At 64.6% G+C, this 21,973-nt stretch carries 23 protein-coding genes; 10 read left to right on the top strand and 13 right to left on the bottom strand.

Going from position 1 to position 21,973, the window contains the following annotated elements:
- Window positions 1-48 precede the first annotated feature (48 nt).
- The gene (gene tkt, locus QRN45_RS04015) at window positions 49-2,166 is read right to left on the bottom strand and encodes a transketolase (RefSeq protein WP_284762495.1); all 2,118 of its coding nucleotides are present in this window, start codon (window positions 2,164-2,166) and stop codon (window positions 49-51) included.
- 482 nt (window positions 2,167-2,648) lie between these two features.
- Between tkt and QRN45_RS04010 the strand changes: the two genes are divergently transcribed.
- Entirely contained in the window at window positions 2,649-3,611 is a 963-nt protein-coding gene (locus QRN45_RS04010) for a heme o synthase (RefSeq protein ID WP_284762489.1), read from the top strand.
- Window positions 3,612-3,768: 157 nt separating this feature from the next.
- On the opposite strand, the gene QRN45_RS04005 is transcribed toward QRN45_RS04010, so the two are convergent.
- Genes QRN45_RS04005 through QRN45_RS03995 form a run of 3 tightly spaced genes read right to left on the bottom strand, consistent with a single transcriptional unit; the run spans window position 3,769 to window position 6,511 of the window.
- A complete protein-coding gene (locus QRN45_RS04005) occupies window positions 3,769-4,713 on the bottom strand; it encodes a COX15/CtaA family protein (RefSeq protein ID WP_284762488.1) in 945 nt (314 codons plus the stop codon).
- A 59-nt stretch (window positions 4,714-4,772) separates the two neighbouring features.
- Window positions 4,773-5,549, bottom strand: a complete 777-nt coding sequence (locus QRN45_RS04000) for an ABC transporter permease (RefSeq protein WP_284762487.1) — start codon at window positions 5,547-5,549, stop codon at window positions 4,773-4,775.
- Window positions 5,546-6,511 (bottom strand): ABC transporter ATP-binding protein, encoded by a 966-nt coding sequence (locus tag QRN45_RS03995; protein WP_284762486.1) that lies wholly within the window; start codon window positions 6,509-6,511, stop codon window positions 5,546-5,548. Before QRN45_RS03995 ends, QRN45_RS04000 begins: the two co-directional genes overlap by 4 nt.
- A 101-nt stretch (window positions 6,512-6,612) precedes the next feature.
- Here QRN45_RS03995 and QRN45_RS03990 point away from each other — a divergent pair, with 101 nt between their 5' ends.
- The 8 genes from QRN45_RS03990 to QRN45_RS03955 all read left to right on the top strand — a co-directional run bounded on the left by QRN45_RS03990 (window position 6,613) and on the right by QRN45_RS03955 (window position 14,540).
- Window positions 6,613-7,431 carry a helix-turn-helix transcriptional regulator gene (locus tag QRN45_RS03990; protein ID WP_241707762.1) on the top strand — a complete coding sequence of 273 codons (819 nt, stop codon included), beginning with the start codon at window positions 6,613-6,615 and terminating at the stop codon, window positions 7,429-7,431.
- 11 nt (window positions 7,432-7,442) lie between these two features.
- A complete protein-coding gene (gene sufB, locus QRN45_RS03985; RefSeq protein ID WP_078108810.1) occupies window positions 7,443-8,918 on the top strand; it encodes a Fe-S cluster assembly protein SufB in 1,476 nt (491 codons plus the stop codon).
- A gap of 2 nt (window positions 8,919-8,920) precedes the next feature.
- Window positions 8,921-10,249: a Fe-S cluster assembly protein SufD gene (gene sufD / locus QRN45_RS03980; RefSeq protein ID WP_241707761.1), complete on the top strand. Its 1,329-nt coding sequence runs from the start codon at window positions 8,921-8,923 to the stop codon at window positions 10,247-10,249.
- A 26-nt stretch (window positions 10,250-10,275) separates the two neighbouring features.
- The gene (locus QRN45_RS03975) at window positions 10,276-10,632 is read left to right on the top strand and encodes a non-heme iron oxygenase ferredoxin subunit (RefSeq protein WP_078108812.1); all 357 of its coding nucleotides are present in this window, start codon (window positions 10,276-10,278) and stop codon (window positions 10,630-10,632) included.
- Window positions 10,633-10,670: 38 nt separating this feature from the next.
- The gene (gene sufC / locus QRN45_RS03970; protein WP_241707760.1) at window positions 10,671-11,465 is read left to right on the top strand and encodes a Fe-S cluster assembly ATPase SufC; all 795 of its coding nucleotides are present in this window, start codon (window positions 10,671-10,673) and stop codon (window positions 11,463-11,465) included.
- Window positions 11,466-11,479: 14 nt separating this feature from the next.
- The gene (locus QRN45_RS03965) at window positions 11,480-11,812 is read left to right on the top strand and encodes a metal-sulfur cluster assembly factor (RefSeq protein ID WP_059389266.1); all 333 of its coding nucleotides are present in this window, start codon (window positions 11,480-11,482) and stop codon (window positions 11,810-11,812) included.
- Between the two features lie 111 nt (window positions 11,813-11,923).
- Window positions 11,924-13,330 carry a class I adenylate-forming enzyme family protein gene (locus tag QRN45_RS03960; protein ID WP_284762485.1) on the top strand — a complete coding sequence of 469 codons (1,407 nt, stop codon included), beginning with the start codon at window positions 11,924-11,926 and terminating at the stop codon, window positions 13,328-13,330.
- A 40-nt stretch (window positions 13,331-13,370) separates the two neighbouring features.
- The gene (locus QRN45_RS03955) at window positions 13,371-14,540 is read left to right on the top strand and encodes a thiolase family protein (RefSeq protein WP_350309751.1); all 1,170 of its coding nucleotides are present in this window, start codon (window positions 13,371-13,373) and stop codon (window positions 14,538-14,540) included.
- Here the strand turns inward: QRN45_RS03955 and QRN45_RS03950 are convergent.
- The 4 genes from QRN45_RS03950 to QRN45_RS03935 form a co-directional block, all read right to left on the bottom strand.
- The gene (locus tag QRN45_RS03950; protein WP_241707757.1) at window positions 14,537-15,160 is read right to left on the bottom strand and encodes an energy-coupling factor transporter transmembrane component T family protein; all 624 of its coding nucleotides are present in this window, start codon (window positions 15,158-15,160) and stop codon (window positions 14,537-14,539) included. The two genes, QRN45_RS03955 and QRN45_RS03950, sit on opposite strands and share 4 nt — an antisense overlap.
- Window positions 15,157-15,888 carry an energy-coupling factor ABC transporter ATP-binding protein gene (locus QRN45_RS03945; protein WP_284762483.1) on the bottom strand — a complete coding sequence of 244 codons (732 nt, stop codon included), beginning with the start codon at window positions 15,886-15,888 and terminating at the stop codon, window positions 15,157-15,159. Before QRN45_RS03945 ends, QRN45_RS03950 begins: the two co-directional genes overlap by 4 nt.
- 18 nt (window positions 15,889-15,906) lie before the next feature.
- On the bottom strand, window positions 15,907-16,521 hold the full coding sequence (locus tag QRN45_RS03940; protein WP_284762482.1) for a biotin transporter BioY: 615 nt from the start codon (window positions 16,519-16,521) through the stop codon (window positions 15,907-15,909).
- Between the two features lie 154 nt (window positions 16,522-16,675).
- Window positions 16,676-17,437, bottom strand: a complete 762-nt coding sequence (locus QRN45_RS03935) for a hypothetical protein (protein ID WP_284762481.1) — start codon at window positions 17,435-17,437, stop codon at window positions 16,676-16,678.
- Window positions 17,438-17,661: 224 nt separating this feature from the next.
- On the opposite strand from QRN45_RS03935, the gene abc-f reads away from it, so the two are divergent.
- Entirely contained in the window at window positions 17,662-19,260 is a 1,599-nt protein-coding gene (abc-f, locus tag QRN45_RS03930; RefSeq protein ID WP_241707753.1) for a ribosomal protection-like ABC-F family protein, read from the top strand.
- A 9-nt stretch (window positions 19,261-19,269) separates the two neighbouring features.
- Here abc-f and QRN45_RS03925 read toward each other — a convergent pair whose 3' ends face one another.
- From QRN45_RS03925 to QRN45_RS03905, 5 genes are read right to left on the bottom strand one after another with little or no spacing between them, the layout of a single operon-like run.
- Window positions 19,270-19,713, bottom strand: coding sequence for an SRPBCC domain-containing protein (locus QRN45_RS03925; RefSeq protein WP_078108838.1), 444 nt, complete (start codon window positions 19,711-19,713; stop codon window positions 19,270-19,272).
- Between the two features lie 39 nt (window positions 19,714-19,752).
- Window positions 19,753-20,238 (bottom strand): YbaK/EbsC family protein, encoded by a 486-nt coding sequence (locus QRN45_RS03920; RefSeq protein ID WP_078108839.1) that lies wholly within the window; start codon window positions 20,236-20,238, stop codon window positions 19,753-19,755.
- Window positions 20,222-21,079: an SURF1 family cytochrome oxidase biogenesis protein gene (locus QRN45_RS03915; RefSeq protein ID WP_264636475.1), complete on the bottom strand. Its 858-nt coding sequence runs from the start codon at window positions 21,077-21,079 to the stop codon at window positions 20,222-20,224. The genes QRN45_RS03920 and QRN45_RS03915 overlap by 17 nt, the downstream gene beginning before the upstream one ends.
- Window positions 21,080-21,358, bottom strand: coding sequence for a hypothetical protein (locus QRN45_RS03910; protein WP_078108841.1), 279 nt, complete (start codon window positions 21,356-21,358; stop codon window positions 21,080-21,082).
- The gene (locus QRN45_RS03905) at window positions 21,355-21,870 is read right to left on the bottom strand and encodes a DUF3099 domain-containing protein (RefSeq protein ID WP_241707751.1); all 516 of its coding nucleotides are present in this window, start codon (window positions 21,868-21,870) and stop codon (window positions 21,355-21,357) included. Before QRN45_RS03905 ends, QRN45_RS03910 begins: the two co-directional genes overlap by 4 nt.
- Between the last annotated feature and the right edge of the window lie 103 nt (window positions 21,871-21,973).

The raw sequence follows: 21,973 nt of genomic DNA, 5'->3' as shown, positions 1-21,973 counted from the left end.
TCTCCTTGGAAATCTGTTCGTTGCTGTCGGATTCGTCTCGGACGCGTTTCAGCTGCTGAGACCCGCGAGGGAGTCCTTGGCAGCAGCGGCGACTGCTTCTGCCGTGATGCCGAACTCCTTGAAGAGGCGCTTGTAGTCCGCGGAGGCGCCGAAGTGCTCGAGGCTGATGGATCGTCCGGCGTCGCCGACGAATTCCTTCCAGCCCAGGGCCAGGCCGGCTTCGACCGAGACGCGGGCCTTGACGGCGGCGGGGAGCACGGATTCGCGGTACGCGGAGTCCTGCTTGTTGAACCACTCGACGCACGGCATGGAGACGACGCGGGTGGCGATGCCTTCGGCCTGGAGCGCTTCGCGGGCGTTCACTGCGAGCTGGACCTCGGAACCGGTGCCGATCAGGATGACCTCGGCCGGGACCGTGGCGCCGTCCTTCGAAGCTTCTGCCAGGACGTAGCCGCCCTTTGCGACGCCGGCGGTGGAGCCGAAGGTGTCACCCTCGGCAACGCCCTCGCCGCGTGCGTAGGTCGGGATGTTCTGGCGGGTCAGCACGATGCCTGCCGGGTTCTCGTGGTTCTCGAGCATGGTCTTCCATGCTGCCGCGACCTCGTTGGCGTCGCCGGGACGGACAACATCCAGGCCCGGGATGGCGCGCAGGGTGGACAGTTGTTCCACCGGCTGGTGGGTGGGGCCGTCTTCGCCCAGGCCGATCGAGTCATGGGTCCAGACGTACAGCGACGGAACACCCATGAGCGCGCCGAGGCGGATCGCGGGACGCTGGTAGTCGCTGAAGATCAGGAACGTACCGGAGAACGCCCGGGTGCGGCCGTGCAGCGAGATGCCGTTCACGATCGACGCCGCGGCGTGCTCGCGGATACCGAAGTGCAGGACCCGGCCGTACGGGTTGCCCTTCCACGCGCCGGTGGAGCGCGAGGCCGGGATGAACGACGGTGAACCCTCGATGGTGGTGTTGTTGGACTCGGCGAGGTCGGCGGAGCCGCCCCACAGTTCCGGAAGGACCGGGCCGATCGCGTTCAGGACCTTGCCGGACGCGGCGCGGGTGGAGACTTCCTTGCCTGCTTCGAACACCGGAAGCGCGGAGTCGAGCTCGACCGGAAGCTTCTTGGCCTCGATGCGCTCGAGCAGCGCAGCGCCCTCGGGGTTGGCGGTCTGCCATGCTTCGAAGGATGCCTGCCATTCGCTGCGCTCTGCTGCGCCGCGTTCGACGACGGCGCGGGCGTGCGCCAGGACGTCCTCGTCAACCTGGAAGGATCGCTCGGGGTCGAAGCCCAGGACTTCCTTCAGGGCTGCGACTTCCTCTGCGCCAAGGGCGGAACCGTGGATCTTGCCCGTGTTCTGCTTCTTGGGCGCCGGGTAGCCGATGATGGTGCGCAGCGAGATGATGGACGGCTTGGACGTCTCGGCCTTGGCGGCGAGCAGCGCGCCGTAGAGTTCATGGACGTCTTCGACGTATTCGCCGGTCTTGGTCCAGTCCACGCGCTGGGTGTGCCAGCCGTAGGCCTCGTAGCGCTTGAGGACGTCTTCGGTGAAGGCCACGTCGGTGTCGTCTTCGATGGAGATGTGGTTCTCGTCGTAGATCACCACGAGGTTCCCCAGTTCCTGGTGCCCGGCCAGGGAAGAAGCTTCCGAGGTGACGCCTTCCTGGAGGTCGCCGTCGGAGGCAATGACCCAGATGGTGTGGTCGAACGGGCTCTGCCCGGCGGGAGCATCGGCGTCGAACAGGCCGCGTTGGCGGCGCTGCGAGTACGCGAAGCCCACCGAGGAAGCCAGGCCCTGGCCCAGCGGGCCGGTGGTGATCTCGACGCCGGCGGTGTGCTTGTATTCCGGGTGGCCCGGGGTCAGCGATCCCCATGTGCGCAGGGCCTCGAGGTCCTTGAGCTCCAGGCCGTAGCCGGAAAGGAACAACTGGATGTACAGGGTCAGCGATGTGTGGCCGGGGGACAGGATGAACCGGTCACGGCCGATCCAGTCCGGGTGCTTCGGGTCGTGGCGCATCAGCTTCTGGAACAGCAGGTAGGCGGCCGGCGCAAGGCTCATGGCCGTGCCGGGGTGACCGTTGCCGACCTTCTCGACGGCGTCAGCGGCCAAAACGCGGACGGTGTCCACTGCGCGCTGGTCCAGGCTTGTCCAAGTCAGTTCTTGCTCTTCCAAATGTGGCACGTAAACCGAGCCCCTCTCTGTGCTGACGGCTGGTGGCGGCACATGGCAAGCCTCGGGCACAGGATGGCGCCCGCTGCGAAGTGTCTACCAGCCGTTCACCATTGAAACGTTGATCTATCATCCAGACATGCAAATCTGAGAATACGCTTTCTCGGAAACCTGCGTGAGCTGATCTGCAGACAGCTTAGCCCGGTTCGCGGCCCCAAATGGTGGGAATCCCAAAAAATGGACGCATATTCCGTTTTATGAATCACCTCGACGGCAAAGCGCCGGTGAACTTTCGGAAACAACGGAAGGTTCGCCGGTGCCGTGGCGTCGGACAGGCCACGGTATGATATCTGGAGGCCACCAGCGGCGCGTGCGCCATCGATTGCATGCATGGATCGAATGCACGCTTCACCCCGTGCCCCGGATTCCGAGGTGCCAGGATGAACAGGCGCCGCCGCTGCGAGAACACCAGAGCAAAGAACAGAGTGACTGCCAACGTGAGCACAACAGATACGCCCCTCAACGCTTCCCCGGCTGTGGGGAAGGGCGGAATGTCCCGTAAGTTCAAGGCGTATCTGGCACTGACCAAACCCCGCGTGATCGAGTTGCTGCTGGTCAGCACCTTGCCCACGATGATCTTCGCCCAACGGGGCTTCCCGTCCATCGGTTTGATTCTGGCTACGTTGGTGGGCGGCGCCTTCGCCGCCGGCAGCGGAGGGGTCTTCAACTGCTACATCGACCGCGATATCGACAAGTTGATGCACCGGACCGAAAAGCGTCCCCTTGTGACCGGGGAAGTCACCCCACGCGAAGCTCTCGTCTTCGCGTGGATCCTTGGGGCCGCGTCCATCGCCATCCTGTGGTTCGGGGCCAACCCGCTGTCCGCTTGGCTGGGCCTCGGTGCGATTGTTTTCTACGTTGTCATCTACACGATGATCCTCAAGCGCCGCACGGCACAGAACATCGTGTGGGGCGGCGCGGCCGGCTGCTTCCCGGTGCTGATCGCCTGGGCCGCGGTGACCAACACCGTCGAGTGGCCCGCCGTCGTGCTCTTCATGGTGATCTTCCTGTGGACGCCTCCGCACTACTGGCCGTTGTCCATGCGTTACGGCGAGGACTACCGCAACGCCAACGTCCCCATGCTGGGCGCCATCGCCGGCGCCAAGGTGGTTTCCGTCCAGGTGGTCCTGTACGCCTGGGCCATGGTGGTGTGCTCGCTGCTTTTGGTGCCGGTTGGCCGCGCGGGCTGGGTCTACACCATCGCCGCCGTCCTCGCGGGCGCCTGGTTCCTGTATGAATCCCATGCCCTCTACAACCGGGCACAAGGCGGCGACGTCTCCAACAAGGGAGCCATGAAGGTCTTCCACGGTTCCATCAGCTACCTGACGCTTCTCTTCATCGCCCTCGCGGTGGACCCGTTCATCGGTTCCCCGATCATCGGCGGCTGACGTTCGCCGTCCCCGCAGGACGCCCGCCCACCTTCAGGGCCGTTTTCCCAAACGCCCGCTCACCTATAGCGGTAAAACGAAAGACCCTCGCTCACGTCGCATGACGTGAGCGAGGGTCTTTCCTTTGGCTTGCCCAGAGGCCATCAGCCGCCAGGTGCTAGAGCTTCGGGCTGAACCGTGCCACATCCGCCGCGTTCGTTGCGGCACCCATGAGCAGGGCGGCACCCAGCATGTGGGCTCCCACGAGGAGGGCGGGAATGCCGTTGTAGTACTGGGTGAAGCCGATGACCGCCTGCAGGACCGTCACGGCGAGCAGCAGCAGCGCAGCTGTGCGGAACAGGCCGGTGATTCCCTTGCGCAGGACGAAGTAGACAGCGAAGACGGCACCCGCCGTGATGAGGTACGCCGGCACCGCGTGGGTGTGCGAGACGAGGTCCCAGTCGAGGTCGTTCCGCGGCGCGTTCGCGTCCCCGGCGTGCGGTCCGGCACCGGTCACGATGACGCCCAAGCACACCGCAACCGCCGAGAAGAACGCGACGGCGGTCATGACTGGGCTCATGGCGCCTGGAATCGCTTCCAACGGCCGCTTCATGAACCGCCCGGTCCGGCCATAGGCGCGGTTGACCAGCAGGGTGGAAAAGACAACCAGGGCCATGGAAACCAGGAAGTGCAGTCCGACAACCCAAGGGTTCAGGTTGGACAGCACGGTGATGCCGCCGATGATGGCCTGTGCCGGAATGCTGGCCAGCAGGCCCACGGCCAGCAGGAACAAGTCGCGGCGTTCCTTGCGGAGGTTCCACAAATACACAAGCATCAGGACCGCGACGGCGGCCAATGCGAACGTCAGCATCCGGTTGCCGAATTCAATGAAGCCGTGGATGCCCATCTCCGGCGTATTCACCAAGGATCCGCTGGTGCAACGAGGCCATGTGGGGCAGCCGAGCCCTGAAGATGTCAGCCGGACCGCGCCCCCGGTGACCACCAGGACCACCTGGCCGATCAGGGACAACATCGCCAGCCTGCGGATCGTGCTGTTGACTTCCGTGGGCAGCTTGTCGGCCAACTGCTGGATGGACTTCGGGAGGCGGGAAGCCGTGCTCACAGTTTTCTCAATTCTCGGTACTCAATTCATGCTGACGGTTCGGTTCCACTGCGGGACACTCAATTCCATTTGAACCAGCGGACGGCGGCCATGCCAGGAACGACGGTCCACAGCAGCAGCACAAGAACATACGGAAGGGAGACGCTGCCATGGAGGAAAGCATCCCTGAGGGACTGCCCCAAGGCTCCTGAAGGCAGGAAATGCACAATGCTCTGCGCCAGGTCCGGCAGACGCTCGGCAGGAACCACGATTCCGCCGAGGGCGCCCAGCAGGATCCAGAGCAGGTTCGTGATGGCGAGGGTTGCCTCAGGCCGGACGGTGCCGGCGACCAGGAGCCCGAGCGCAGTGAAGGCGGCAGCGCCGAGAACCAAGAGGCCGAGGCCCGGAAGCCAACCTTCGGGCCGTGGATGCCAGCCCAGCAACGCGGCGACGGCGCCGATCACCAGGACCTGGAGGATCAGGACTGCCAAGACGGCGATGATCTTGCCGGCAATGAGTCCGGTCCGGCCCAGGGGAGTGGTAGAGAGGAAGCGGAGCACGCCGTAGCGGCGGTCGAAGCCGGTGGCGATGCCCTGGCCCGTGAATGCCGTGGACATGGCACACAGGGCGAGGACACCCGGCGTCGCGATGTCCACCCTGCTGGCGCCCAAGCCGTCGAGCAGTGGCGTCACGGTGAGTCCCACCAGGGCCAGCAAGGGCATGATCACCGCGAGGATCAGCTGCTCGCCGTTCCTGATCATGGTCAGGGTCTCGTAGCGGCCCTGCAGGAGGATCCTGCGCATCAAGGTCGCCGGTCCGGCGTGGGGTGTGCTGCGAACGGGGATTGCACTGGTCATCGGATATCCCTTCCGGAAATGTCCAGGAAAACGTCTTCCAGGCTGCGCGCCTCCAAGCGGAGGGACGCCGGCATGATGCCCTTCTCTGCCCACCAGGCCGTCAGCTTCGCCAGATGCTGCGGCGTCAAGGTGCCCGCAATTGCGTAGCTGCCTGCCCGGCTTTCGGTGACGGTCAGTTCGTGGCCGATGGCCGCGGCAATGTCGAGGCCGGCCGGGGCGTCGAAGAACAGTGTGCGTTCAGTCACCCCGTCCATGGCCTCATGGCCGTGGCTCAACAAGTCGGCGACGGTGCCCTCTGCGACGTTGTGGCCGGCGTCGATGATGTAAACATAGTCCGCAAGCCTTTGCGCATCGTCCATGAGGTGCGTGGTCAGGATGATACCCATGCCGGCATCCCGCAGTTCGGCGATGAGCTCGAAGACGATTTGGCGGGACTGGGGATCGAGTCCAGCGCTGGGCTCGTCCAGGAACAGGACTTCGGGATTGCCGATCAGGGCAGCCGCAAGCGAGAGCCGCTGCTTTTGGCCGCCGGACAAGCGGCGGACGCCGGTGCGGCTGAAGGTATCGATGCCCAAGCGCTCGACGAGTCCGTCCAGCGGAAGCGGATTCCGATACATGCCCGCAATGTGCCGAAGCAGGGGGATGGGACGTGCCGACGGCGGGAGGCCGCCGTCCTGCAGCATGACGCCGACGCGTGAACGGAGGTCTGCGCCGGCGGTGTCGGGATCTTCGCCGAGGAGTCCGATGCGGCCGCCCGTACGTTTCTGGAGGCCTTGGGCACATTCGAGCGTTGTCGTCTTGCCGGCGCCGTTGGCACCCAGCAAGGCGGTGATCTGGCCGCGTTCTGCGAACATTGAGAGGCCGCTGACTACCCGCAGCATTTTGCCTTCAAGGGAAGCCAGCGGGCCAACGTCCTTGATGAGTCCGTCAATGGTGAGGACAGGGGATTCGGGGGATCGCACCAACGTATTCTACGTGAAGTAGTAGGCCTGCGGAGGGCAAGCCGCCGCAGGCCAGCCTTGCCTTACTGGATGCGCGGACTAAATTACGACATGATTGTGTTGTGTATTCCATGAGGAGTTCTGTTTCCGTGCCCGCAGGGCATAGCGCAGTCATACCCGTGCCCGGCGGCACTGCCGTTGGCGTCGCTGATGCAGAAGACCGCACCCGGAACCGCGTTCTCAACGCGGTGTTGGAGCATGGCCCCGTCAGTGCGGCTGAACTCGGCGACATGCTCGGGTTCACCCCTGCCGCTGTCCGCCGGCATCTGGATCATCTCCAGCGTGCAGGTGTCATAGAGGTAAAGCGCGTCGCGAAGGCGGGTGCCGGCGCGGGCCGGCCGGCCCGCCGCTATGTCCTCAGCTCCCAGGGGCAATCGAAGCTCGGCGATGACTACCTGAACATCGCGAGTTCCGCCTTGCGGCGGCTGAGGGACCTCGCAGGCGAAGAAGCCGTCAGGGACTATGCGGTCGAGCGCTTTGCCGAGATGGAGGCGCGCTACGCACCCGAAGTCGACCGCGCGGGTTCCGACATCGCCGCCCGGGCTGTGGCGCTGTCCAAGGCGCTGAGCCGGGACGGGTATGTCGCATCGGCAGCGTCGATCGAGACCAAGGCGCCCCTGCCCGCATCCCTTTCAAGCGTGCAGCTCTGCCAGGGCCATTGCCCCATCCAGCAGCTCGCCGCGGAATTTCCTGTTTTTTGCGACACTGAGACCGAACTGTTTTCCCGTTTGGTCGGCGTCGATGTCCGCAGGCTTTCCACCCTCGCGCAGGGCGGACACGTCTGCACCACCCACATTCCTACCGGCAGGCCTGCCGCCAAGGAGGCCCTCGGGTTTCCGAAGCTGCCGGCCGCGCCCCATGTCGAATCCAACAATCAGTAAGAAAGGCCGTGATGACGGGTCAATTAGCTGAAGGAACAGCAGAGAAAGCGCTAGCTGACGGTGCTGTGATCTCGGAGATTCTGGAGAAGAATCCCGAGCTGCACGGTATTGGCACCTACGAGTACGGATGGGCTGACAAGAACGACGTCGGCGCCAACGCGCGCCGTGGTCTCAACGAAGAGGTAGTCCGCGACATTTCGGCCAAGAAGAACGAGCCGGAATGGATGCTGGACCTGCGCCTGAAGGGCTTGAAGTACTTCGACCGCAAGCCCATGCCTACCTGGGGTGCAGACCTCTCGGGCATCGACTTCGACAACATCAAGTACTTCGTGCGCTCCACCGAGAAGCAGGCTGCCACGTGGGAAGACCTCCCCGAGGACATCCGCAACACCTACGAGAAGCTGGGCATCCCGGAAGCCGAGCGCAGCCGCCTCGTGTCCGGCGTGGCCGCGCAGTACGAGTCCGAGGTTGTGTACCACCAGATCCGCGAGGACCTGGAAAAGCAGGGCGTTATCTTCCTGGACACGGACACCGCGCTCCGCGAGCACCCGGAGATCTTCCAGGAGTACTTCGGCACCATCATTCCGGTGGGCGACAACAAGTTCGCGTCGCTGAACACGGCCGTGTGGTCCGGCGGTTCCTTCGTGTACGTCCCCAAGGGCGTCCACGTGGACATCCCGCTGCAGGCCTACTTCCGCATCAACACCGAGAACATGGGCCAGTTCGAGCGCACCCTGATCATCGCGGACGAGGACTCCTACGTCCACTACATCGAAGGCTGCACCGCTCCGATCTACACGTCGGACTCCCTGCACTCCGCTGTGGTGGAAATCATCGTGAAGAAGGGCGCCCGCGTCCGTTACACGACCATCCAGAACTGGTCCACCAACGTGTACAACCTGGTCACCAAGCGCGCCATCTGCGAAGAGGGCGCCACCATGGAATGGATCGATGGCAACATCGGCTCCAAGGTGACCATGAAGTACCCGGCCGTCTACCTCGTCGGCGAGCACGCCAAGGGTGAGACCCTGTCCATCGCCTTCGCGGGCGAAGGCCAGCACCAGGACACCGGCTCGAAGATGGTCCACATCGCACCGAACACCAAGAGCTCCATCATTTCCAAGTCCGTGGCCCGCGGCGGCGGTCGTGCAGCCTACCGAGGCCTGGTCCAGGTCCGCGAAGGTGCCAAGCACTCCGCCAACACCGTGCGTTGCGACGCCTTGTTGGTAGACACCATTTCCCGTTCCGACACCTATCCCTACATCGACATCCGCGAGGATGACGTGGTGATGGGCCACGAGGCCACCGTTTCCCGAGTCAGTGAGGAGCAGCTCTTCTATCTGATGTCTCGCGGTATGCCCGAGGACGAGGCCATGGCCATGATCGTGCGAGGCTTCATTGAGCCGATTGCCCGTGAGTTGCCAATGGAATACGCCCTTGAACTCAACCGCCTGATTGAACTGCAGATGGAAGGATCCGTCGGTTAGCAATGACTGAAATCACTACTGAAAAGGCCCGCATCGGCGCGCCATCGGCCAAGCCGTTTATCGACGGATTCACCGAAGAGGGCGAGAACCTCTCACCGGTCAACACCGGTACGAACACGTCTTCCACCTCTGAAAAGACGTCGGAGCAGGCACCTTCGGCGGGGCCGCTTGCAGGTGCCTCGGCCAAGAGCCACTCCCACGGCGGCGGCGTTGGAATTCCGGACAGCTCGCGCGCAGGTCGGCTGACCTCGTACAAGCTGGCTGACTTCAAGCCCCTCACCGGGTTGGAAGAAGACTGGCGTTTCACCCCGCTCAAGCGGCTTCGCGGCCTTCACAACGAGGTCCTCTCCGGTTCGGCACCGTCCGTCGCCGTGACCGCCCCTGAGGGCGTCGTCGTCGAGACCGTGGGGCGGGACGACGTCCGCATCGGCTCCGCGGCCATTCCGGAGGACCGCGTGTCCGCCAATGCCTGGGAGAACTTCGCCGAGGCCACCGTCATCACGGTGCCCGCCGAGCTCCAGCTCGACGGCGAAGTGTCCGTCCTGCTGACCGGCACCTCCACTGAAGCTTCCGCCCAGCACATCGTGATCGTGGCAGGCCGCTTCTCGAAGTCCCGGATCGTCCTGGACCACCAGGGCAGCGCGATCGTTTCTGAGAACGTCGAAATCCTTGTCGAAGACGGCGCGGACCTGACGGTCATCTCGCTCCAGGAATGGAACGACGACGCCGTTCACGCCTCTTCGCAGCAAGCAAAGCTGGGCCGTGACGCCAAGTTCAAGCACATCGTGGTGAGCCTCGGCGGCGACGTCGTACGCATGACTCCGTCCACGCGCTTCACCGGGCCGGGCGCGGAAGCCGAGATGTTCGGCTTGTACTTCGCCGACGCGGGCCAGCACCTCGAGCAGCGCCTGTTCGTTGACCACGCCGTGGCCAACTGCAAGTCCAACGTCCTGTACAAGGGCGCCCTGCAAGGCCGCAACGCACACACCGTGTGGGTTGGCGACGTCCTGATCCGCAAGGAAGCAGAAGGCACGGATACCTACGAGGCCAACCGCAACCTGGTCCTCACGGATGGCGCACGCGCCGACTCGGTTCCGAACCTTGAGATCGAAACCGGCCTGATCGAAGGTGCCGGCCACGCCAGCGCCACCGGCCGCTTCGATGACGAGCACTTGTTCTACCTCATGGCACGCGGCATCCCCGAAGACGTTGCCCGCCGCTTGGTGGTCCGTGGCTTCCTCAACGAGATCATCCAGCAGATCAAGGTACCGGCACTCGAAGAGCGCCTCACCGAAGCTGTTGAGCGCGAGCTCGCCGCGAGCGACAACTAATACAAGCCGAGCAGGGAAAACAGACTATGAGCGATCAGCCACAAGGCGAACTGGTATGCAACGCCAACGAGATCCAGGTCAAGCAGGCGCTGCGCATCCTGATCGATGACTACCCCGTAGCCATCGTCAAGGATTCGATGGGACAGATCCACGCCATCGGCGACACCTGCTCGCATGCGGACATTTCGCTCGCCGAGGGTGAAATCGAAGGCTGCGCGATCGAATGCTGGGGCCATGGCTCCCAGTTCGATCTCCGCACCGGACAGCCCTTGCAGCTCCCTGCCTATGACCCCGTCCCGGTCTTCGCCGTCACCCTCGACGGTGACGACGTCTACGTGGACGTGACCAACGTTGTGAACGGCGCGTCAGTACAGAACTACTGAGCGCCAAGTGCCTAAAGACTTACGAAAGAAAGAAGAGCATGTCTACTCTTGAGATCAAGGACCTGCACGTCAGCATCGAGACGGAGCAGGGCACCAAGGAGATCCTGAAGGGCGTCAGCCTGACCATCAAGACCGGTGAGACCCACGCGATCATGGGCCCCAACGGTTCGGGCAAGTCCACCTTGGCTTCCACCATCGCCGGCCACCCGCGCTACAACGTCACGAGCGGCACCATCACGCTCGACGGCGAAGACGTGCTGGCCATGAGCGTTGACCAGCGCGCCCGTGCCGGCGTCTTCCTGGCCATGCAGTACCCCGTAGAGGTTCCGGGCGTCACCATGACCAACTTCCTGCGCACGGCCAAGACCGCAATCGACGGCGAAGCTCCTGCCCTCCGCACCTGGACCAAGGACGTCAAGGCGGCCATGCAGCAGCTGCGCATCGACGCCGACTTCGCACAGCGCAACGTCAACGAGGGCTTCTCCGGAGGCGAGAAGAAGCGCGTGGAGATCCTCCAGCTCGAGCTCTTCAAGCCGAAGTTCGCCGTGCTTGACGAGACCGACTCCGGTCTGGACGTCGACGCGCTCAAGGTCGTCTCCGAGGGCGTCAACCGCGCCCACGCCACGGGCAACATGGGTACTTTGCTCATCACCCACTACACCCGCATCCTGCGCTACATCAAGCCGGACTTCGTCCACGTGTTTGTCGATGGCCAGGTTGTCGAAGAGGGCGGCCCTGAATTGGCCGACCGCCTCGAAGAAGAAGGCTACGACCGTTACGCCACCGGCGCCGGCGCAGCCACCATTGCTGCTGCCGCAGCAGCACAGGCCTAGTTAGGACTCCCGCCATGACCGAAATCAACGCGGCTCGCACCAGCCTCGAGGACGTCGAGGAGGCGCTCAAGGATGTCATTGACCCGGAACTCGGAGTCAACGTGGTGGACCTTGGGCTGCTCTACGGTCTGAAGTACTCGGAGGAGGACGGCGCTCTGCTCATCGACATGACGTTGACGACGGCGGCCTGCCCGCTGACCGATGTCCTTGAAGAGCAGGTCGGCCAGTCCCTCGACGGCATCGTCGACGACTGGCGCCTCAACTGGGTATGGATGCCGCCATGGGGTCCCGAGCGGATCACGGACGACGGCAAGGACCAGATGCGGGCCCTCGGCTTCAACATCTAGGAAAACCCTCGACGACGGCCGGTCACCTTCCGCGAAAGGTGACCGGCCGTCGTCGTACCCGCACAGCGTCATAGAACGGCGCGGACCCGCGGCAGGGGCTAAAATTCGATGATGCCTTTCCTGGACAAACTTCAGCTCTGGGCCGGTGAGCGCCCCGACGACACCGCCGTCGTCGTCGGCGGCAAGCGGCTCAGCTGGGCTGACCTTCGGGACGCCGCAGCCTTGCGCCTGGGCGGGACGCCCGCGACGGCGGTACTCGCCGAAGCGAATTCGCTGGACTTCGTGGTGTCCTACACGGCCGCGGTCGCCGGCGAGCGTTGCTGCGCCGTGCTGGACCCGTTGTGGCCGCCCGCCATGATCGATGAGGTCACCGAGAGGATCGGACAAGCCGGGCCCGCCACCGGCCCGACCGCCACAGGCGACGAGCTGTCAGACGGCGGTCCGGACTCCACGTTCCTGATCGGCCTGACGTCCGGAACCACGTCCGTTCCCAAAGCCTTCACCCGTTCACGGCGATCATGGCAGGTCTCGTTTGACGCCTCCATCGAGTTCTTCGGGCTGACCCCCGAGGACAGGACGCTCGCGCCCGGGCCGCTGTCCGCGAGCTTGAACCTGTACGCCCTGTCGGAATGCCTTTATGCCGGGGCGCCTTTCCACACCTTGGAGACCTTCGACGTCGGCGATGCCCATGCGGCCATCAGCTACGACGGCGTCACCCGACTGGTCCTCGTGCCTACGATGCTGCGCCTCCTGAGCGAACGCGGCCTGGCTGGAGGAGTGGACGCATCCGGCGTGCGCAGCATTATCTGCGCGGGCTCAAAGCTGGACGCCCGCACCCTCGAGGCGGCGAGGCGGTGGGCGCCGAACGCGGCAATCTTCGAGTACTACGGTGCGTCAGAGCTCAGCTTCGTTTCCGGAACGCGGCTTGCTGCCGGGGAGCCGCTCGACGCCGGTGGCACCGGAATCGGTGGACCGTTTCCCGGCGTCGAACTCAGAATCATGGACGACGGCGGCGCGGAGCTGCCCGACGGGACCGACGGGAACATCTGCGTCCGCTCCGGCATGGTCAGCAACGGGTATTTGTGGGGCGACGACGGCCAGGCGCTGCGCTGCCTTGACGGTTGGTACACGGTGGGGGACCAAGGCTATGTGGACTCCGGTGTCCTGCATATCCTCGGCCGCCGGTCCGACATGATCATCACCTCCGGGAGGAACGTCTATCCCCACGAGGTGGAACTTGCCTTGGCATCGGTCCCGGGAGTCTCGGCCGCCGTCGCGGCCGGAATGCTTGATGAAGTCCGTGGCCAGAAAGTCGTGGCCGGAATCGTTCCAGCGTACGGTTCGGTGACGGCAACACAGGTCAAGACAGGCCTGGACGGCCTGCTCGCCCGGGACAAGCGGCCCCAGCGGTATTTCGCGCTGTCGGAATTGCCCGTGACGGACCGCGGGAAGGTCAGCCGCCGGATGTTGCTCGACTGGATTGAGAACAACGATCCGCGGGCGAAGCCCCTTGCCTAGCCGTGATCCGGTCACAGGGCCGGACCCTTCGCGCCAACCCGTGATCATCGCTGCCCTGCGTACACCCATCTGCCGGGCCAACGGACAACTGAAGGCGCTGCGCGCCGAAGAACTCCTCTCCCCGGTCCTGCGCTCACTGCTGACGGCAACGGGTATTGCCGGCTCAGACGTGAACGACGTCGTGATCGGCAATGCCGTGGGTGGCGGCGGAAACCTGGCCCGGTATGCCGCCTTGCACGCGGGACTGCCGCTGGAAGTTCCCGGACTGACCGTGGACCGACAGTGCGGCTCTGGACTCGACGCCATCGTGCTGGCGTCCCGGCTCGTGGTCGCCGGCGGTAATGGCGTCTTCCTCGCCGGGGGAGTGGAGAGCATCAGTACAGCTCCCTTGCGTGCCAGGCGGAACCAAGACCCCGACGGCGAGCCGGACTTCTACACCCGCGCCACGTTCGTGCCGCCCGGGTTCGGGGACCCGGACATGGGGGTGGCCGCTGAAAACGTAGCGCGGGAGTGTGGCGTCAGCCGCGAACAACAAGACGAGTTCGCCTTGCGGAGTCACCAGCGCGCCGTCGCTGCCGGTGCCGCCGGCGCGTTTGCCCCCGAAATTGTCCCCGTGCAAGCAGGGGAGGCCGTGGTGCAGGCGGATGACGGACCGCGGGCTTCACTCAAGGCCGGACTCATGGCCCGCTTCCCGCCGGCATTCGTACCGGACGGCACTGTGACGGCCGGAAACTCGTGCTTCGACGCCGACGCGGCCTCCGCCGTCGTGATCACTTCACTGGAGCGGGCACGTCAACTGGGCGCCCCCGACGGGCTGCTGGTCCTGGGCTGTGACACCGCGGGCGTGGACCCGGAACTGCTGGGCATCGGGGCGTCAGTGGCGGCCAAGCGCTTGCTGGCGGAGCTTGGTCTTGAACCCGGGGAGCTGGACCTCGTGGAATTCAACGAGGCTTTTGCTTCGCAGACCCTCGCGTGCCTTGGCGCGCTGGGAGTGGAACCGGCACGGGCGAACCTCGACGGCGGAGCGTTGGCCCTGGGACACGCTTACGGTGCGTCCGGGGCTGTCCTGGTGACGCGGTTGCTGGCCCAGGCACGCAGGACGGCCGGAGCGCAACCGGGCCGGCAAAGCCTGGCGCTGGCGATGATCAGCATCGCAGGCGGAATGGGCACCGCGGCGATGTTCCGCTACGCGCAGTTGCAGGGCGATTAATCTTCGGCGTCGCCAAGGCCGCGCGCGGCCAGGGCATCGCCGGTCTGCCGGGCATAGGCGACCGTCGTGATGAATACCGGCAGCACCAGGGCACGGGGATTGCGTTCAAGGCCGCGCGCCCGGGCTGCGTCGCGGACATCGGAAAATGCGCCGGCGATGAACGGAAGGCTGCGCAGCATGATCGCGATCGTCAGCGCGAAGCGCTCAGGGTCCGCTCCGAAACGCTTGAACGGCTTGGACAGGGCCACCACTCCGTCCAGCAATGCTTGCACGGGAGTCGTGACCGTCAGTACCGACGCCGCCACGACGCAGACAAGCACATTGAGCACAATCCGCGCGGCGACAGGGCCGCCCAGTTGCCACCACTGGAAAGCGCCGATCGCAAGGAGGATGGGCGTTACGAGCCACACGGAGCGCCCGAGCCGTTTGAAGCCCGCACCGCTCAGCAGGAAGAGCCCGCACATCACTGCGAGGACCACTGCCGAGACAAGCCAATCGACAATGAGGAACGACGCGAGGCCGCAGCCGGCAACCAGCAGGAACTTGAGCCATAGGGGAGTGCGGTGCACGATCGAGTCGCCCCGCACGTAGTTGGGGATCAGGACCCCGTGGCCCCTCACGTCGCCTCCACCTTGCCCTGCGGGGATTCAGCCGCGCACAGCGCGCGGTAGTGTTCGACGGCGGCGGTTGCTCCGCCGTCGAACACTATCCGTCCGCAATCCACCACGAGGGCGCGATCCGCTTCGAGGGCAAGGTCGAGATCGTGGGTGGACATGATGATCTGTTGCTCCAGGCCCGCAAGGGTCCGCCTGAGCAGCTCCCGGTTGCGCAAGTCCAGCAGGGTCGAAGGCTCATCGAGGACCAGCACGGCCGGGTCCACCGCGAGGACGGCCGCGAGGGCGAGCAGTTGGCGTTCTCCGCCGGAGAGCTCATAAATACTCTGGTCGGCGAGGTCCAGGATCCCGAACCGTTCCAGCACGGCTTCCGCACGGTCAGCACGCTCTGTTGAGTTCTTGATGGAGCGCCGCAGGGAGAGTTCCACGTCTTCCCGGCCGGTCGGCATGACCAGCTGCGACAAGGGATCGGTGAAGACGAAGCCCACCTGGCTGCGGACCTGGCGAACGTCCCGAACGCTGTCTGCGCCGTTGACGCTGACGGTGCCTTCGCTGGGAGCCACCAGGCCGTTGAGCAAGCGCAGCAAGGTGGATTTTCCCGAGCCGTTGGCCCCGATGACCGCGATGCGTTGCTCGGTGAGTTCCAACGAGACGTCCCGCAGCAAAGTCTTGGGCGCCGGACTGCCATCAACGGCTACGTGCACAGAGACTTCGCTGAGAATGATGGTGTTCATCTACTGATTGTGCCCGCTCTATTTGACGCGGCGGACCAGGATGTCCGGGAAGGCCTTGTGTAGCGAGACCGCAATGATCGCCGCCAGGACGTTCTTGATGATGTCCCCGGGGTAGTAAGGCAGGTCGGCCAGGAACGCCTTGGCAAAGTCGAACTTGCCGTTGACCATGAAGCCAAGCACTCCGAGGCCGTGGATGAGGACGATGGTGCTGGCCATCGCCGCGGCAAACAGGAAAACGGTGCGGTACTTGACGGTCTTGCGGATCACGATGGCCGCCAACCAGCCGGTTGCGGCCGCCGCCAGCGGAAACGCAATGATGTATCCGGCCGACGGTGTCGCCAGGATACCGAGCCCGCTGCGACCCCCGCTGAAGATCGGCAGTCCCGCGAAACCGAGCAGGGTGTAAAGGCCGACGGCGGCAAAAGCGCGCCCGCCGCCGAGCACGAGGCCGGTCAGGATGACGGTGAGGGTCTGCAGGGTGATCGGCACGCCGAGTGCGCCGACCGGAATACCCGGAATCAGCGTTGAGGCGGCCACGAGGGCCGCGAATACCGCGATGAGGCCGATGTCCGTGGACGTCCATCGGGTGCGGGGGGAGCTTCGTCGCGTGGATGCGGTTTCGGTGCTGCTCATGGTGTGTCCTGTCTCTGCCTTGGGGGCGGGTGAATCCCTGAAACCGACACTACAGAGCAGCCTGACACGGAATTTTGTAGGGTGTCCACGAGCAGCACCGCAAGGCCTTGGGCCCTAGGTACAAAGGCGGCGCTGCTCGCGGGCGGAGTCGTGGCTAAGCTTCGACATCCTCGGCAGCCGGGGTGAAGCCCGCGCGGTCCACCTTGCGGTGGTAATGCATACCGGCGAGTCCTCCCAATGCCGCGGCGATGAGGGTCACCGCTGCCACCACGATGGCGGCGACGATGCCGATGGTGCTGAGCTGTCCTTCATTCACCGGAATCCTCGGGAAGCTGTTCACGCTGGCGAGGATATTGAACCGCGGTCCGGCGAACAAGCCCAGCAAGGCCACCAGCACGGCGACGATAACCGCCCAAAACCAGACCATGAATCCTTGCCTGACGCCGTTGAACCGGGCCATGCGTCCGGCAACGTAGCCGCCGCAATAATAGGAGAGGAACAGGATCACCAGGAGCGCGATGATCCCCGCGATGCCCACGGGCTGCGATGACGCGAGGTTTGCCGCATCACTGGCGTTCGCGTTGTTGGCGAGTCCGACGGCGATCCCCGCGGCTGCGAGGAGGGCGACCAAAAGCACTGCCATTCCGGTGGCGGTCAGCCAGCCGAAAAAGGCGGAGCCGATCTTGATTCCGCCGAACTGCTTCTTTTCGCGGGCGATGACGGTCTCGCGGGTGGCTGCGGCGGGGTCGGTAGCGGCGGGAACTACCGGATAGCTGCTCGTTTCGTCCACGTAACCGGAGCCGCTTCCACGCACATTACCTACCCGCTCGTTCCGTGCTTCAGCGGCGTATGGGACTTCATCCTGGGCGCGCTCGGCCCGGACGTGCTTGCCATCGGATCCTGCTGTACTGCTCATCGAGAGCCTCCCTCGCAATTGTCCTACCTTCACCTAACCACGCGCCGAAAATAGTAGCAAGGGTACTTACTATTTCCTGATCATCCGCGCCCGCCCTTGCCGCTGGCGAGTGTGGGACCTTGTGGGCGGTAGAATCGTAAAGGCCGTTTGTTCGGCCCTTCCACTTCAGCTGCGCCGTGACCTCCGGTGCTGCGGGTGTTCCCCATTGAAAGGCATCCCCCGAATTGATTACCGTCCAGGAACTCGAACTGCGCGCCGGCGCCCGCCTGCTCATGGACCAGGTGAGCTTCCGCGTGGACAAGGGGGACAAAATCGGTCTGGTGGGACGGAACGGTGCGGGCAAAACGACCCTCACCCGCGTCCTTGCCGGCGAGGGACTGCCCGCGGCGGGCAAAGTCGCCCGCAGCGGTGAAATCGGCTACTTGCCCCAGGATCCGAGGACTCCGGACATGGAGCAGCTGGCGCGCGACCGCATCCTTTCCGCCCGCGGGCTCGACGTGGTGGTGGGAAAGCTGAAGCAGGCGCAAACGGACATGTCCAGCGAGGACGCCACCGTTCAGCGCAAAGCCATGAACCGCTACGACCGTCTCGAAGCCGAGTTCCTTGCGGGAGGCGGTTACGCGGCCGAGGCCGAGGCTGCTGCTATTTCCTCCAACCTGGCTCTTCCCGAGCGGCTCCTGAACCAGCCGCTCAAGACCCTGTCCGGCGGCCAGCGCCGGCGCGTCGAGCTGGCCCGGATCCTTTACTCGGATGCTGAGACCCTTCTCCTGGACGAACCCACCAACCACCTTGACGCAGACTCCATCACCTGGCTCCGCGACTTCCTCAAGGGCCACCAGGGCGGGCTGATTGTGATCAGCCACGACGTGGAGCTCCTCGAGGCGACAGTCAACAAGGTTTACCACCTGGACGCCAACCGGGCGCAGATCGACTTCTACAACATGGGTTGGAAGCGCTACCTGCAACAGCGCGAAACCGATGAACGCGCCCGCAAGCGCGAACGCGCCAATGCCGAGAAGAAGGCCCAGGTCCTCATGGACCAGGCCAACAAGATGCGTGCCAAGGCCACCAAGGCCGTCGCGGCGCAAAACATGGCGAAGCGTGCCGAGCGGCTGCTCGGAGGCCTCGAAGCAGTCCGCGAGAATGACCGCGTGGCAGCCTTGCGTTTCCCGGATCCAGCTCCGTGCGGCAAGACTCCGCTCACGGCAGAAGGCCTGAGCAAGTCCTACGGCTCCCTGGAAATCTTCACCGACGTGGACCTGGCAATCGACCGTGGCTCCAAGGTGGTCATCCTGGGCCTCAACGGTGCAGGCAAGACCACCCTCCTGCGGATGCTCGCCGGGGTGGACAAGCCCGACACCGGCGACATCGTCCCGGGCCACGGGCTCAAAGTGGGCTACTACGCCCAGGAACACGAAACCCTGGACCACGAACGCACCGTCCTGGAGAACATGCGTTCATCCGCTCCAGACATGAAGGACGCGGAGGTCCGCGGGATCCTCGGTTCCTTCCTGTTCTCGGGCGACGACGTCGACAAGCCGGCGGGCGTGCTTTCCGGCGGTGAGAAGACGCGACTGGCCCTCGCCACGATCGTGGCCTCGAGCGCCAACGTGCTGCTCCTGGACGAGCCCACCAACAACCTCGACCCCGCCAGCCGCGCCGAGATCCTCGGTGCCCTGCGGAACTATTCCGGCGCCGTCGTCCTCGTCAGCCACGATGAAGGCGCCGTGGCGGCGCTGAACCCGGAACGCGTCGTCCTGCTTCCGGACGGTGTCGAGGACCACTGGAACGAAGACTACCTGGACCTCATCACCCTCGCTTAGGGGAGCGGGTCAGGGCATTTCCCACGGCACGGAGGCAAGCGGGCGGCCTAGTTCGATGTAGCTTTTCAGATTGGACAGGACCGCCGACCAGCCGCGGCTCGCAATGGCGAGCTGTTCGTCGTCGGCAATGTTCCTGTGGTGGACGGTGAGCCGGGCAATACCGTCATGTGATTCGATGGTGAAAGTGACCACATCGGGCTTCACCACCTCCGGAACCGAGGGATCCTCCCACGTGTTCACGAGGCGCGCCGGCGGCGTCGCTTCGAGGATGGTTCCCACGACGTCGGCAGTTCCCGAGCCATCCGTGCGCTGGTGCTCCCAGCGTGAACCTGCCTTCCAGTCCGAGACATTGGCATGGCCCCAGTACTCCGCGCTTTGGGCTGCATCCGTCAGGGCCGTCCAAATCTGGTCCGGGGTGCCTTCGATGTACGTGACGTAGGTGTATTCAGCCATGCTCACCAGCCTAGCCGCAGGGCGGGCCGGATCAACGCCTCAGCGGACCTTCAGGGGCTGGGCGGCCGTAATCCGTTGGAGTTCGCCGTAGCTGATGGAGAACATCGAGTTATGGTCACCCGCGCCTGCCCAAAGAAGTGGGTGCTCCTGGAGCGAGATGTCGAGGATCGTTCGTATGGGCTGCGGGTGTCCAAGGGGAGCTACGCCGCCCACGGCTTGGCCGGTGTGCTCCAGCACGAACTCAGGGCTGGCACGGCGGATCCTGGCTGTTCCCAGGGAGGCTGCCACGAGGGCGGTGTCCACCTTCGCGGCCCCGCTCGCGAGGATCAGCAGGGGTGCGCCGTCAAGTTCGAAGACCAGGCTGTTGGCGATGGCCGCAACATCGCAACCGAGCAAGGACGCTGCCGCAGCCGCGGTGGGGACTTCGTCGTCGAAAGTCCGCACCGTGTCTTGTGCTCCGGCGGCGGTCAGCGCCGACTTCACATTCAGGACGGGGGCGGGGGCCGCTTCAGTACCCTTGTGCATCCAGGATCGCGTCTTCCTCTTCTTCGGCCGTCGGCCGCTTCGATTTCCGGGGTGCGGGTGCCTTGCGACGAGGCATCGCGCCGAGTTCTTCCTCTTCCTCGTCCTGGGCGTCGATCAGCGCGTTCCGCGCCTGTTGCCTGGCCGCGTAGCCGAAACCGACGAACATCAGCACGCCGAAGGCGAACCATTGCAAGGAGTAGGAGAGGTGGGTGCCCTCGTCCGTGGCCGGTTTGGCGAACGGCGCGGGCATCACCTGGGCAGCCGGCGATTCCGAGGCCAACTGCCCGTAGGCGCCGGTCAAGATGGGGTAATGGAGTTCCGCGGCGTAGGCAGGAAGATCGATCGATTGCAACTGGCCGTCTACCGCGCCGCGGCCCAGGTTGGCTTCCGAAGCCTGCAAACGTACGACGACGGTGACGTCGCCGGCCGGCGGGGCCGGGATGCTGTCCGGGTGGCCGGGAGTCTTGTTTCCGATGGGCAGCCACCCGCGGTCCACCACCACGGCGTCGCCGCTCGACAAGCGGAACGGGACCACTACCTCGTATCCGGGTTGGCCATTGAGGGGACGGTTACGGACAACGCGTTGGCCCGAAACGTCATAGCTCCCATGGAGTTCCACCTGCGCCCATTCCCGTTCAGGGTCCAAGGATTGGAACTGTGCCTTGGCAGCCGAAAAGGGAAGGGGGGTGGCCGAGTAGTTGTTGACGACTCGATTGATTTCCGCCAAGGTCTCTGCCCTGCGGTCCATCTGCCAGCGGCCCAGCAAAACGCAGCCGGTGGCAAAGATCAGGGCCAGAACGAAGTAGCCCAGCCACTTGCTGGAAAAAAGAAAACGGTACATTCAGCGGGCCTCGCCTGTGTCTGTGGTCTTGTCGAAAGGTACTGTCTCTTTCCACAGGCCTCGGGTCTGCAAGTAGTCCTCCAACCATTCCCGGTGCTCATCGCAGGACAACCACACCTTGCGGCGCTCCGGAGTATGGATACGGGGATTGTTCCACAGGAGCTGCCACGTGGCAGCCGCGCGGCATGCCTTGCGCGAACATACAGCCGCGGGCGAGCCGTCGGGCCCGGCGTGCTGTTCATTCTCCAGCCCCAGCCCGCCCAAAGTGAAGATGTTCATGAAGCCGCCTGTTCTTCCCCGCTGAACGGATAGGTGCGTTTTACGCCGCCGGTGTAGTCATCGGGTTCCGGGCCGGTAGCGTCCCCGCTGCCAGCGTCGTCGTCGATGAGTTCGCCCTGCAAAACGGTGACGGGCGCCGCGGGCGGTTCCCCTTCTTCTGCAGGCGACGCTTCCAGCTCCACGGCCGGGACGTAGTCCAACAAGGCATCGCTGTGGACTTCGGCTTTGTCGCTGCCGTTGGCGATCACCACGGCAATCCAGGGCAGGAACACGGCACCGGCAACGGCGATGATCTTGAACCAGCCGTCGACCACGAAAATGAGGATGAGGCACACCAAGCGGATACCCATCGCCACGGCGTACTTGATCATCCGTTCGCGCATGTCGTCCGAGTGGGCGGCAGCGGCGTCGGTAATGCTGTGCACCACGGGGTCGCCCGAAACGGCGTCCGGACCCCCTGGCGCCTGCAGGGGACTGCTATCTCTTGTCACGGCTGATTCATCACGCTCCAACGGCTCCCCTCAATTCTCTCACCCCGGAACGGGCCTCCCAAACCGCGCCGGGCGCAGCTACCCGCGGCCACGGTCTCCCGGCGGCTAAGATCGATGCAGGAAA

Origin of the sequence: Arthrobacter sp. efr-133-R2A-63 (genome assembly GCF_030209795.1) — a bacterium.
Lineage (GTDB): Bacteria > Actinomycetota > Actinomycetes > Actinomycetales > Micrococcaceae > Arthrobacter > Arthrobacter bambusae_A.
Note: the sequence above shows the minus strand (reverse complement) of the source record. Positions and strands in the feature narration are given on the sequence as shown.

Coding starts and splice junctions, on each gene's coding strand:
- QRN45_RS03940 (WP_284762482.1), bottom strand. CDS start 16,521: ATGAGCAGCACCGAAACCGCATCCACGCGACGAAGCTCCCCCCGCACC.
- QRN45_RS03925 (WP_078108838.1), bottom strand. CDS start 19,713: ATGGCTGAATACACCTACGTCACGTACATCGAAGGCACCCCGGACCAG.
- QRN45_RS03945 (WP_284762483.1), bottom strand. CDS start 15,888: ATGAACACCATCATTCTCAGCGAAGTCTCTGTGCACGTAGCCGTTGAT.
- QRN45_RS03935 (WP_284762481.1), bottom strand. CDS start 17,437: ATGAGCAGTACAGCAGGATCCGATGGCAAGCACGTCCGGGCCGAGCGC.
- QRN45_RS03915 (WP_264636475.1), bottom strand. CDS start 21,079: ATGTACCGTTTTCTTTTTTCCAGCAAGTGGCTGGGCTACTTCGTTCTG.
- QRN45_RS03965 (WP_059389266.1), top strand. CDS start 11,480: ATGACCGAAATCAACGCGGCTCGCACCAGCCTCGAGGACGTCGAGGAG.
- QRN45_RS04000 (WP_284762487.1), bottom strand. CDS start 5,549: ATGACCAGTGCAATCCCCGTTCGCAGCACACCCCACGCCGGACCGGCG.
- sufD (WP_241707761.1), top strand. CDS start 8,921: ATGACTGAAATCACTACTGAAAAGGCCCGCATCGGCGCGCCATCGGCC.
- QRN45_RS03960 (WP_284762485.1), top strand. CDS start 11,924: ATGCCTTTCCTGGACAAACTTCAGCTCTGGGCCGGTGAGCGCCCCGAC.
- QRN45_RS03920 (WP_078108839.1), bottom strand. CDS start 20,238: ATGCACAAGGGTACTGAAGCGGCCCCCGCCCCCGTCCTGAATGTGAAG.
- sufB (WP_078108810.1), top strand. CDS start 7,443: ATGACGGGTCAATTAGCTGAAGGAACAGCAGAGAAAGCGCTAGCTGAC.
- sufC (WP_241707760.1), top strand. CDS start 10,671: ATGTCTACTCTTGAGATCAAGGACCTGCACGTCAGCATCGAGACGGAG.
- QRN45_RS03910 (WP_078108841.1), bottom strand. CDS start 21,358: ATGAACATCTTCACTTTGGGCGGGCTGGGGCTGGAGAATGAACAGCAC.
- QRN45_RS03975 (WP_078108812.1), top strand. CDS start 10,276: ATGAGCGATCAGCCACAAGGCGAACTGGTATGCAACGCCAACGAGATC.